Genomic DNA, 13,836 nt, shown 5'->3' with positions numbered 1-13,836 from the left:
TTGAACATGGCGGGCGTCGCTGGGCCGGCTAGAATTTCCTTTATCGCCGTCCGCGCGATGGAAGACAGATCAGACGGACCGCTCGAGGCCGTCGTCATCGGCACCAATGACCTTGACGGCATTGAATGGCGCTACGTTTGCTACGATCTTGCCATCCTGAAGAACCTGCTCAGAGATCGCGACAATCCGTTCGTTCCGGACAATCCTCTCTACGCGACAAGCGCACGTTATCATGACGGCAGCGCCAACGCCCCGCTTCTGGGACACGTCAATGTCGATGACGATCAAGACCCGAAGCCGCCCGCATCGGCGATCGAACTTCGTGGCATCGCTCTGTTTACGGCGTATCGCGCACCTACCGACTACGCGAGCGAGAACGATCCGATCAAGCGTCAGCAGATGGCCTGGGACGTCTTCGATGAAGGTCCGCTCGCCCGTTTCGATACGATCGCCCTGGCCCGCACGCTCGCTGACAAACCAGCACCGCGGTGGCAGGTATCGAAGCTCGTCATCACGCCAGTGGCTGGAAAGTCCGGGTACTTCAAAGCACTTGCGGTCAGACTTCAAGTCCGCCTTGCGCTGAACGGCCACTGGATCAGGCCAAAAGTCGCCACCTATGGGGATCGCTACGACACCCGTTTTCACGTGGGCCTCGATCTCGTTCAGGCGACAACGACCCAATCCTTGTGGAGAGCGGCGGCAGCACCTAGAGGGGCGCTTTGCCGACTGATCCAAATTGCGCTCACGATTGGTCCCTGGGATCCCGAGGAACCTGCCCTGAGCATCGTTCCACTTCGGTATCAAAACGCCGATTTCATCGACGCGATCGTCAAACCCGATGACGGAAATCTTTCCACCGATCAAATCGACGTAATCCCCCTGTTCGTCGACCAAGGCATCCCCAGCCAGCCTCCCAGCCGGCCGCGGCGGGAATTCGGGCTGCGCGCGGTCGAGCATCAATTCAATAAGGGCGCGAGCTCTTACGACATCATCCGCGTCGCACTGCGCTTCGAGCTCACACTTTGGAGCTATAGCGGCAAGATAGGCAATATTCTCAAGCGGTTCTTTTCAAAACCCGAGCTTTTGCCGGTCAAGGGCCGAGTCCGCTTCTCCCAGGAGCAACGCGTCGGTGACATCGGCTCGCGTGGCCTCAAGCCGTTCGGGCCGGTACAATGGATCGTCGCCGCTCGCCTCGATCCGCTCAATGTCGACCCCAAAGCGGATCCAAAGCTTCAGCGCCGCGACAAGATAACCGACTTCGTGATCGATGCGTTTGATGCCGTCATCAAAGATGAGCATGACAGTCTGCGCAAGGTCCGTGACGGCGCGCCCCTGAGCGTCATACCCGCGCTGGCCAAACGCAGTTCGGAGCGCGGAACGCCATGGCACGTCGTTGGTTTGTTGCGCGAAAACTCCGCCTGGCGTCGTGTCATCGTGCCGACCACCGGCACCGTCAAGGACGCGGCAGATGGGCGGCGCCAAACGGCTTTCCTGTCCTTCGAGCCGCGCTTCATCCCCGATATGTGGCAGGGCGTCACCGCATTCGAACTCGTCGACAAAGGCAAGCCGGGCGAGGATCCCCGCTTCGCCTCTCCCTGCACGGCGACTTTCGCTCGCATGATCGCAACCGAGGGCACGACGCCGGTCTGCAAGGCCCGCATTTCCGCACCATTCGTCGCAGCCAGCACTGATGTCCTGCCGAGCGCATGCACAGACGGACCGGCATGGCAGCCCGCCGTCACGCAGAGCGACGATCTGGGAGCCGTCCCGACGATCAAGTTCGGCTTCTCACTCGAAAGCACGGATGGCTCCGATATAGCGCTCGGAGCGCTGGGCTTCTCGCTCCTGAAGGTCCCGGACCTCACGATGGTCACCAAGACCGATCTGACCGGGCTTATTGCCCGATCCGGAGGCGACGAGTTGCCAGATGCACAATTGGAGGCGGTCGTCAAATTTCCGGTCGAGCGTGTCAAGCCAATCGGCCAGGACGACCTGCCTCCCCAGATCCGCAGGCAACTACTGGGGCGTCCGACGCCGATTTCGGATGATGCGGACGAGCCGCTCCTGTTCGAATTGAACTACGGCGGCGGCCCCAAGCAACCCGACGATGAAAAAATCATTCAGGCCTTGGTCGCAAGGGAATCGCTCGCGCCCGGCCAAAACCAGTCGGTCTCCCTTTCGCTGCGCGCGATCAGAGCGACCACGACCACCACCGCGGCTGCGAAACAGCTGGCATTGGTCATCGACCCGACGCCCTTCCGGGTCGCGGCCGTGGAGTATGTCGAGCCGGCTCGAGCCGCCACCGATCAGAGCAACGAAGTCGCGATATGGAACGACGAAGGTGACGTGTCCTGGCGCGTGCTCGATCCTAACGAGGCGGTGCGAATGGTCCTGCCGCCTCAGGTCATCGGCGAAGCGATGGAGAAGAACGCCACCGCGATCGCCGGCGCGCCCAAGGATATCGAACCAGCCCGCCCGGCCGCGGCCCGATTCGGCGCGCACACGCGCCTGGAGGTCGATCCCACCTTTTCCGACACCAACTTCCGCGAGCCAGGCTGGAATCTGCGCCGCAACATGGGCTATCCGACCATGCGGACGCCGGGCTCTCGCTTGAAGGAGCTTCGGCTCGAGCTGCTCTATGGTTTGACAACCCGGATCAACACGACCGACAAGACCACCGACGCCTTCGTGACCGAGATTGGTGCAACGATTGGCGCGCCAGTGTCTGCTATTTCGGACACCGCGAGCGCGTCTCGCGCGACACTGAGGGGCCATCTTCAACTCGCCAGCCTCGTGCTGCGCGCCCAGCGCAGACGACTTGCCGTCGACAAGCTGTGGAGCGGCCGTCCCGATGCCGAGTTGAAGATCGAGGACGGCGTCAGTTTCCGGCTGCGCACCGGAGTATCGGATCCCGCGCATGGACCTGCGACCCCGCTCCGCTGGCCGGTGCAAGGCGAGATCCCGACGGACACCGGTGGTCTGATCGAATCGAAGAAGCTCTCCCAGTCCTTCTCGACCAGTCAGGACGACCAGGAGAGCTTTCCCGGCGGGGTCTCATGGGCGTTCGAAAGCGCCAATATCCTAATGAAGGTCTACAGCCGCCCCGACGCGGACGGCGGTTCGGCAAAGGGCGTCCATCTCTCCGCGCATGGCGGCTATGGTGGCCAGCGGGTGCTGTTTGACGAGAAGAAAACCGTTGTGGAGACCGAGACCGGCCAGGGTCGGGTCCACCGTTACAAACTCGAGCGGATCGGGCGCATCGGTGGCCTCTGGAATCGAGCCAAGCACGTCATCATCTTTGAGCGGTCCGTTGTACCTTCAGCGCAATTCTTCAATCTCGACCCGATCGGTCTGCTGCAAGACGAACACTCCGGGCGCCCCATCCTTCGCAAGGTCGAAGAGTACGTCGAACTCCTGCAGCCGGTGCGCCGCTATCCGGAAGACGGAAAATCGATCGCTGCCGCCGGGTTTCTCGTCGGCGTGGAGTTCAAGTCGGGCAAGATCCGTGTCGATAGCCGCTGGGGCGGCGATGTACGCCGCGAAGGCTGGCAGGTGCCCCTGTGGAATAGGGCTTTCGCGAGCCTGCCTCCGGTGCTGGCCCCAACAAGACCCGACGATCCTCCAATCAATCCGGACGATCCCTCCCTGATCTATCCGAAGCCGCAGATTCGTTTTCTGCTGGCCGGAGAGGGTGGCGGCGAAATTTCCGCTGAAGTCGACGAGCCCGAAAAGCTCGTCTTCTACACTTCCGTGGTCGAGGGCGAAAGCGGAGACGACACCGACGCATGGCGAGCGGTGCGCGACATAGACTTCGTCGATCTGCCGCCACCGGCCGCGGGTCGCATGAAGCCCAACAGCGCGAATCTCAGCGACGCGACGATGCCGTCGGAACCGGCGCACGCGCCAGGTTTTGAGCGGATGACCATCGGTCTGGTTCGCGCGAAGGAACCGGCTGTCCTCACCCACGGCCGCGCTGCCAGCGGCCCCGGCACCATACTCAAGAATATAACGATCGCCCGCGCCGCAGCGCTAACCGCCGTAGGAGCCCCAAGTCCGCTGACGACCTTCGGGCAGTCACTCACGCAAAGCAGCTCCGACTTGCGGGCCGCCATCGATGCCAAAGTTGGCCAGGCGCTCGGTGTCCTCGAAAAACTGGATCCCGAAAAACCTCTCACCGATGTCAAGATCGACGCCATCGCAGCCATCGGCGCCGCGCTCGACCATCCCGGTTTCGTCGGCGATCTCAGGTCTGCGACTACCGATGTCAAGAAATCGCTCGGCTCGATCGATCTGAGCAGGATCGACCCAAAATCGCCCTGCGACTCACTCGCCGACCGATTGAAGGATGCCGTGCAAGGACAGGTCGATCGTCTGCGTAAGATCGCCGGCGAAGCGATCGATTCCACGCTCGACGGCGGATTGAGGCCGATCCGCAACATGGCCGGCATCGTTCGAGACGTAAGCGTCTTTCTCGACAGCGAGGATGCCTGGCTATCCCCCGACGAACGCTCCGCCCTGATCGACAACCTGTCAGGACTGCAGAACCGGATCGCCACGGTGGCGGACGAAGTGCGAGCTGACATCGAGCTGCTGTCAAAACGGGTGACGGCAGATCTCGACGCCATCAAGGCAGTGGCCGGCGCCTCGCTCGGCGAAGCGCAAGACGTGGCGATTCCCGCCGCGCTCGGCAAGATCCACGATACATTCAAGACACTGAAGAACGACGTCGGCGCGGCGACGGTGGTCAATGGGTCGATCGCGGCATCCGCAAGCGCGACGCTTGACGAGCTTCGCAGGCAGGCCCAGCAAATCGATACCGAACTTTCGCGTATCGACGACGCAGCAGCGCTCATGGCGGCGCGCCGCATCCTGCCGGCCATCCACGACACGTTGGGGCAGGCAATTGCTCTTGCCGACGGGCTCACTCACCTCGGTGCTGCGATCGGTGACGATACGAGGAAGGCCCTTGCCTCTTACGAGGCGTCACTCAAGCAGTTCGAGGATGCATTGAAGGCCCGTTTAGGAACTGCGGGTGGCTCGATCCAGGCGCTCGGCACCAAACTCGACCAGATCATCGCCGAGGCGCAGAAAGCCGCGCGCGGCCTCGTCGTTTTTCTCGAGGATACGATCGACACGGGTCTTGCCGAGGCAACCAGCATCTTCGACCGGATAGCCGATGCGATTATCGTCCTCTCGGCTCCCGAAGATCCGGAAGACGACACCGAATCCGGCGGAGCAATCCATGAAGCACTGACCGCCGTGGCTGACGCCATCGGATTGATCGAGAAGGCTGTGGTTGCACAGGCTGAAATTGTCACAGCCGGCCTGCGGAAGATACTCGACACGCTCGCTGCTGGCATTACCACCGCGATCGATGACGTGGGCAAGGAACTGAAGGATGCCTGCGCGGTATTCGACAACTTCATAGGAGAGATACGCAAGGATACGCAAAAGGTCGCCGACTGGCTGCAGAATGCCCTCGACGCCGACGGCTACAAGAAGCAGCTCAACGAGGCGGTAAAGCAAGCCATCAATGATGCACAGGGCTCCATCGAAGATCTGAAGCGTCGTGCCGCGGCAGAAGCCGAACGTGTCACGCGTGAGGTCGAAAATCGCGCGCGACAAATCTCCGGCGCGGTCCAGGAGACATTGCGCGATGCGCTGGGAACGGACCCCGTGAAACTGGCCGACGAGGCCAATCGGATCTATCAGGAAGGCAGCGACACTTTACGGGTCCTTCGTGCCGTTGGCGACCCTCCGAAGACGGATCGGCTCGGCTTCAATCGTCCAGAAGTCGCCTACGTGCTCACCGAGGCCAACAAGGTCGTCGATATGACCCCGGCCATTGCTCTGGTCAACCGGGTCTCGGACACGCTTGCGGCGGCCGACAAGGCCGGCAAGGCGGTCGGCGACATGCTTCAGTCGTTTGGCGTGCGACTGCCCTCGAGTGGCGTTGCCGAGCAGTTCATACCGGACAAGCTGAAGCAATTGTCGGTCGCAGATCTCATACCGAATATGGGCGGCATCGACTTCCGCGGCCTGCTTCAGAGATTTGCCTTCCCGGATCTTGACGACTCCAAGGCCATCAAGGTTCAGCACGGTTTCGACAATGTTGGGATGCGTGCCTGGCTTCAGACCGACATCGACGTCCCGTTTTCTGAGCCTGCGCCGCTGCTTTCGTTCGGCCCCGTCGAGATCGTTGTTGATGGAGCCAAGTTCAATGCCAAGGCGCGCATGTCGGTGGGCCGCGACGGGAGCCAAAAGACATTCAATGGCCGCATCTTCGGCGACTGGCGGGTCGTGACAGGCGGACAGGACATCCTCACCTTTCGTCAGACCGGACTGTATTTTGACGACACCGGCAAGATCGATTTCAAGATTGACCCGGAACGGGTCGAACTCGCTGACGCCCTCGCGTTCCTGACTGATTTTCTCGCTGCTTCCGGCGAGGGGGATGGACTGGTCATTGAACCGCTGATGCGTGGCGGCGTGCCAGCGGGCATCGCCGCCACGCTTGACATCGACTTGCCGGACTTGCAGCTCGGCGTGTTCGGCATCTCGAACCTTTCGTTGCACATTCTGTTCGGCATCGCCGCGGTTCCTCAATTCGAGCTGATGTGTGAACTGTCGGTCGCCACCAAGACAATGCCGTTCACACTGAGCGTCTGGATCCTGAACGGCGGCGGATTCCTGACCCAGCGGCTGTCGTTCCTCCCGGTCGCCAAGCCGCACCCGATACTGACCTATTCCCTCGAGGTGGGCATCGTCGCCGGCGTCGGGCTGGGCTTCAACTTTGGCGTCGTGTCGGGCGGCGTCTGGCTTCAGGTCGGCTGCTCGATAACCATGACGTGGTCGACCGGCCCCGGTGGCAACACCACCGCAATTTCGGTCTTCATACTGGCGCGCGGCAACGTCGACGTTGCAGGCCTGATCACGGCGGCCATTTCGCTGCTGCTGGAGGTCACCTATGACGGCTCGCTGATGATCGGCTCGGGGACGCTCCGCCTGAGCTTCAAGATCAGCGTCTTCTACACGTTGCGCGTCTGCCAACACGTCGAATATCAGTTCGCCGGCGAGAAGAGGCAGTCGGAAGGCTATTCCGATTCCTACGCCTGATCTTGCTCTACCCCGAAGGACCGTTCGTCGATGGCTCCCGATCCGCGCAAGCTCAGAATAAAGGTCCAGGCGGACCGTCTGCCTGACGTGAGCAACAAGGCTCAGATCTCGCTACGGGTAAGCGCGGTCATCGATGGTTCGGACGGCGCGGTCGCGGCGGGCGCTGTCGATGAGATCCTGCCCTGGAAGTGGCACTTGGCGGACGGCAGTGGCAACTGGAATCCGCACGATGCCGCGGCCTGGCGGTTCTGGCGCATCGTCGAGGCGACAGGAGGTCCGACCATCCAGGATCTGGATGGAGGAACCAGCATCACTGCTGCCGCAAGGGCGCCAGTTGATTTCGATCCTCCCGGGCAGGACGGAACCCGGCGCTTTCATCGCCGGGTCGAGGAGGAAATCACATCGATCGTCAACACGAATGGCCTCGAAGCTGCCTTGTGCATGCCGCCGGGTACGGCAGAGGTGGCTGGGCGCACCGTCTTTGGGCTTGTCGAAAGTCTGACCGGATTGCCGCATCCGGTTGCGGTTGCCACCAACGTATTCACCGTCTTCACGATCGACCCGGCGCCTGACGGGAGCACCACTTTCATCGCGGCACCATTGTTTGGTCCCGCAGGCGGCGGCACCTACACGCCCGACCCGGCCGGCCCTGTCGTGTTATCGGATCTGAACGGCGAATTCTGTCGCCTCGATCTTGCGCCAGCGACCGGTCCTGGCCCTGCGCCTATGTTCGCGACCGGGTCCGTCGACATGCGACCGAGCTTGTCCTGGGACGATCTCAGTCCGGCCGCCGATCCGCAGCGGCTCATCGACATGGCGACCATGCTGATCAAAAGGCCGGCCGTCGGGCACGGCTTGACCGATGAGGACTGGGCCGCCTCTCTGTCACGGCGGATCGCTGAAGTCGTCGATCCGTTCGCCCGTGTGCTCGGCGTGCTGGATGCCGCCGTGACGAGCGAAATCACGAAGACGGCGGGCGGTGACGAATTGCGGCGCGCGCTCGCCAATGATCTTGCTTCGGAAACGACGCCAAAGTTTCTCGTGGCCCTGGATTCGATCGCATGGTGGGTCGTGGGCAAACGCAGCACCGCTTCCGCGATTGCACTGCCACCCGGCTTTTCGATTCTGGAGGGTCTTTCCCTCCGCCAAGCCGACCACTGGACTCTCTCCGCAGCCCTGATCCTGGGCGCTGCCGAACGTGACCCCGGAAGCGTCAGCAACAATCCGCTCCGCGGCAGCTTTGCTTCCGTCAGCTCACGCAGACTGAAAGGGCTGCTCGGCTTGCCGCTCGATCCGCCGGGGCCGGCCATCGTCCCCGAAATCGAGAGTATCGAGTCGGATGACGGTCTGCGGAAGTTCGTCGCGCGCAATTGGCTCGGCGGACCGGACCTTTCATCCGCCGGTCCGCATCCGTTAGCGATCGCTACGCCTCGAATAATCGCGGCACGCACCTTAAATTTGCCGCCGAACGCTCAGGCGTTCGGCCCAGGAGCCGCCTCACCGGTACCGGGCGCACTGCTGGACCTCGCCGGCGTCGCATCCGCAGCTCCCATAGCGCCCGCGGCACCGACGAATGTTTCGTTCGATATCGCCCTCACGCCGCCCGCGGGTGATTTCAGCCTGACGGTCGCATTCGTGGCAGCGCCAGGGCGCCCCACCCCTCCCGAAATTCGCATCGCTGGGACAACGGCGTCCGCCACGTTGGATGTTGCCATTTTTCAGGATGGCGGTTCCGTCGCTTCGACGACGCTCACCCGTGGCGCAGCGATCCGCGTCGAGATTGCAATCATCCGACCGGCGGAAAATGCGGCAGTTGTCGTCACATTGTCGGCTGGCGGTTCTACGCCCGTTCCGGCCGACCGCCTGCTTGACGGGGCGTTCTATCTGTCGATGAAGGCAGATGGTTCAGACATTCCGGATGTCTTTATCACCATGCCCGACGCGACTGCGACGCCGCTGCGTACGGCACTGGATCGCATCACGACCGGCCCCGGTCTGCGCGCCGACCTCGCATTGGCAGTGATCGGGCCGTATATTCCTGGACTGACGGCCGGACGATTGACTTGGGACGCGCCCCAGCCCCAGAACGAGCAAGAAACGGCCGCGAAACTTCCTCTCGACGTGCGGCTTCAAGCCAGCGTTGCCGCCCTGGTCGGCGCCGAGCGCGCCGACGGCACCCGTCCGGGCGCGTCATTATATGATCTGATCGCCGATGCTGCGCTCACCGACGCTGGACTGGCAACTGCCAGTCCCGGCAGTGATGAGGAAAAGCTTGCCAACCTGCTGAAGGCCGTGGTCGAGGCTGCGCGCCGCGATGCCGTTCGTCATGCCAGCAGGCTCGTGCCATCGGCGGCCGACGAGTCAGCTGGCGGCGATGATTCCAGTCGCCGGCTTACCGTTGATTCGCCTCCGCTCGTTTTCCGTTTCGACCAGCTCCAGAGCATTGCCGGCGCCGCCGACTTATGGACCCGCCTATCCGGCGTCGGCGTCCTGATGGCTCGTACCAGCGCGTTGAGCGATCCGATCCAGGCGTGGCGCAGCCTCAACGTCGCCACGCTGCACGCTCCCGACACACCGTCGCCAGGTTCGGCCCGAGCTGTGCTTAGTGAGGCCAACGCGGTGATGGTCCGTGACCTTGCCTGGGCCAGCGGAGCCATCGTCGATCCCGTCCCATTGCAGGTCGGGGAGATCGGCGGCGTACGGGCCGCGTTGATTTCATACGACAATCGCTCGCCGGTTGCCGAAATGCCCACCGATACAGCGCTCGAAAACGTTCCATCCTCGTTCGCGCGCCGCATCGAAGCCTATCGGTTTCCACCGACGGCCGGTGCTGGATCCACCGACTATCGCCTGTTCGCGTTGTCGTTCGGCTACGCGTTCCACGTCGTCCCATACGTCATCGGCCACGGAGCGACCCTGCCTCCAATATTGCGCAGCGATCCTGCTGATCCATTGACGATCCGGCCGATCGAAACGTCCGGCCCACTCAAGGGACAGATCAAGATCGCAACCAGCACGGACGCGGTGCGTCGGTCAGCGCTCTACCGACGAACGCGTCCGATCGGGGCGCCGAGGCTTGCGGGCGACCGCCCCAAGGCCATTCCCGACGGTGTCGTGCCGCTCGCCGGCGAACTGCCGATACGGCCGGCTCCCGTGACCATCGGAGGCGATGTGCAAGGGCGCTTCTTCCTCGATCGGGAAGGACGTGCCGGCGTCCTCGAAGTCCGTGCCGGTCCTGACCCGGGCTTGCGGATCGATATCGGCCGGATGGAGTGGCCAGAAACGAACGAGGCGCGCAAGCTGTCCATCACATTTCGGGGCCGCTCGGGGCTGGACGAAGCCATCAAGGACCTGCTGACATTAACGCACGACGTTACCAGGAGGGGGGCGATCCGGATCGAAACTTTCACCGCGATCACGACGATCGCCGCGGGAGTCGATGAACCGGAATGGGCCGAGGATGAGTTCGATTTTCCAGCGGCAACGCAAGACTTGCAGCAGCCCGCCGGCGACATCGCGCAATGGCGAGACGTCCTGATCATTATCATGACCGACAAGGACGTCGATCTCGAGCCCCCGATCATAACGCCGATCGTCAGTCAGATCGACAATTCTGGAAAACCCGCAAGCGTCGCAGTTGCTAAGCCGCGAATTGCGCCGGAATCGGGCCACCAGATGCGCGCGACGTACGTGCTCGACGGCATCCAGGTCGGCGCCGCAACGGGCGCTCGCCAGATGACGATCCAGTTGCAGCGTCCGACGGTGGAATTTGGCACCTACGGGCGATGGGTGAACCCTCCCCTGTTCGACGATCGAGTTGTCGCCAGCCGCCCGGTCGTTGCCAAGGCGCTCGATGCGGCACTTGGCGTGGCAACGAGCCCGAACAAGACCAAGGACGATCGCTCGCTCGATGATCCGGCCGTGACGCAGCTGTACGGCGAGCTGGTATGCATCTTTCCGACTTTCCAGAAGTTCAAGATGGCCGCAATCGGAGCTGGCTGGGATTCGCTTGAGGACGTGCTCGGCTTCGACGGCTCCGGCCGTCGGCACGGTCCAGCGCTGCCGTCCTTGACCATCAAGGTCGATTCGAACGGACGAGAAGGTCTGACCGAGGATACCGCCACGCTCTTGCCGGGTCGCATCTATGAGATGCGCGTTTATGCGGGATTGCCGGACGAGCAAGATGAGCTTTGCCCTTTCACCCGTGACCAGCGGCTGTCGCCGGCCGTGAAGGCCACGCTCAGGCGTTGTCCGATCGATGCGAAGATGCGGTTAGCGGGCCCACTGGTGCTGACGCTCGAAGTCGCGACGGAAACTGTGCCCGAGATATTCGGAACAGAGCCACTGAACATCGACCTGCGCCGCGCGCCTGACTATGCGGAGCAGGCATGGATTTCACTGACGGAGACTGTCACAGCAAGAAAGTCGACGTATCCAGCTTTGCGCTATTGCCATCTCGCGGCGCTCGAATCGCAACGCTGGAGCTGGCGCGGAAGGCCGCAGGATGATCAGTGGTATCGTTTGGCGACGGCCGGAACCGAAGCAATCGACCAGCCCCGGTATCGCGAGCTGTTCGAAACGTCGTTCTCAGACCGTCGCAACGACGACGTCGGCGAAATCTTCGAGCGCCGCATCGAGCGTGCCCATGTCTATGGCGGCCGAAGGCGGCGCAGCGATCACGCGGCAAGCGACCCGGTACCCCGCCTCTTCGACAAAAGCCTCGACTGGCGTGGCGGCATGAATCTGTGGCGCTTTGGCCTGCGCATCGTGAGCCGCTACAAGGCGATGCGGCCCGGACGACCGGAATTCATGCGCTCCAGTCATCGGAGACCGAACGGCAGCGTGAGCTGGCAGAACAAGGTACTGGCCGATCGTTCCAATGATCGTCGTCCCAAGCGTCCCGGTCTTGCGATCGTACTGCCACTGACCGAACGGGCCATGGCATGGGGTACCGTTCCCCCGCTGCTGGCCCTGTTCAACGAACAGCTCTATCCGAATTTCCATGTCGGAGATGGCATCGATGCCATGGTCGAAATGGCCCGGCATCCGATGACCCGGGCCGAACGGAAAACGCGGATCGAAGCTATCAACAAGCTTTTGAATCCATCGGACGGCTCCGCGCGGCCGACCGGAGAGGCGCTCGACAGATTGGTTGCGGAACGAACCGCGCTCCAGCGCAACATCGCCTCAGGCGCCGACGGACCGACCGATGCTCTCAAATACTGGCAAGAGCAGGGCCCGGATCCGATCCGGAGCGGAGGTGGGTCCGGTGGCGCGATCGTACCGCTGCGGATCGACGGCCCGATCGGCTACACTTTTGACATCGCAACCGAAGCCGGACGCTTCGACCACGCCGGTCTCATGATTACGCCCGTCAAACCGGATCTCATGCCTTGGTCGTTCGTGAAGCTGAAGTTTCGCCGTTTCGAGGCTCCGGAAAGCATCGATCCTGCGACTGCCCTTACCGGCCAAGGACCGGCGCCGGCAACCTACAACAAATTCTACTGCGAACCGCGCCTCCTCACGATGAAGGATGCATCCAATCGCTTCCGGCTATCCAACAGCCGCGAGATCATGCGGAATTTCGGGCCGAAGGACTTTGCGGACCTCAAGGACGTGGTCGTCGATGGTGTCTTTCCCGCCGAGCACGAAGGGCTCGTGGTCGAGATCTTCGGGATGGAAAACCTGAACGGTTCGTCGGTCCTCTTTCAGTTCACCGACGACAGCGACAGTGAGTTCGTTCGCATCACGTTCGGCGTGACGGACGACGGTGCAAAACGGAGCATCGCCTTCCAATTCTTCACTCAGTTGGGTAGCGCCGGGACGTGGACGCTGGACGTACCGCCCGGCGGCAACGTGCAGTTACGTCTGGTCGTATCAGCTCGGGACAAACCGGAGAAAGGCGAGACATACAAGCCTGCCGGCGACATCGCGGTGCGCGCCCGAATCGCGCGCGATACCACCGATGAGATCCTGTCACCGAGCGAAAATCGCTGGCTGTCGGTGGCATGCCTGCCACTGACGAGCGCAATCGAGGTCCCCATCAACGAGCCCCTCACGATGGTCATGAAGGCGACGGGAGCACAGGCGGCCGTGGCGCCGGCGAGGCTCTCCACGTTCACGCCATCACTATGGTGGCAGTTCGCCGAAGCCATGTCTCTGTTCGACGCCATCATCGATGGGGTTGCATCGAGAGTGTCGACCGATGGTCTCACCGCATCGGTCACAGGATCCGTGGTCTCAATCGGATGCAAGCCGACCGCGCAAGGCCCTTCACCGAAGCTGCAATCGCTCGCGCCGGCAGCCAATCAGCAGGCGGGACAGCTCGAGGAAGTCCTCGTCCTCGTCCTGACCCGCAACATTCACGATGCGCTCGACCGCATTCGAGAGCGCCCCGTCGCGGTCAAGCTCTGGGACGGCACGTCCACATCGCTGGATCTCGCCAAACCTGACTGGCCAACGTTCGAGGATCCCAATGAGACGCTCACGCTCGGCGATAGCGGCCAGATTCGCTTCCTTCGCATTCTGCGTCCCAAGACACGCGCGATGGGAGGTTATCTCGAGACCGCGCCGGCATTTCCGTTGGATATGTTTCAGTACGAAACGATCGAAGGGGACGTCGATATGAATCCTCCGGACGCCAAAGGGATGGTGCTCGGAATTTCGATGCCTATTCCTTGGAAACGTGTGTGACGCGCCGACGCATTCGGCGATCGAGAC

Annotated in this window: 2 protein-coding genes; both read left to right on the top strand. The window is 62.4% G+C overall.

The annotated features are described in order from the left end of the window. Positions 1 to 6 precede the first annotated feature (6 nt). A complete protein-coding gene (locus ACZBJS_RS32735; protein WP_463439772.1) occupies positions 7 to 7,116 on the top strand; it encodes a hypothetical protein in 7,110 nt (2,369 codons plus the stop codon). Between the two features lie 30 nt (positions 7,117 to 7,146). Next, positions 7,147 to 13,809 (top strand): hypothetical protein, encoded by a 6,663-nt coding sequence (locus ACZBJS_RS32730; protein WP_463439771.1) that lies wholly within the window; start codon positions 7,147 to 7,149, stop codon positions 13,807 to 13,809. Positions 13,810 to 13,836: the final 27 nt, after the last annotated feature.

It is taken from the genome of Bradyrhizobium sp. KZN70725 (genome assembly GCF_055264925.1).
This window is presented reverse-complemented; position numbering and strand designations above follow the sequence as displayed.

Bases quoted from the DNA above. Each gene is read 5' to 3' on its own strand.
- ACZBJS_RS32735 (WP_463439772.1), top strand. From the start codon at position 7: ATGGCGGGCGTCGCTGGGCCGGCTAGAATTTCCTTTATCGCCGTCCGC.
- ACZBJS_RS32730 (WP_463439771.1), top strand. From the start codon at position 7,147: ATGGCTCCCGATCCGCGCAAGCTCAGAATAAAGGTCCAGGCGGACCGT.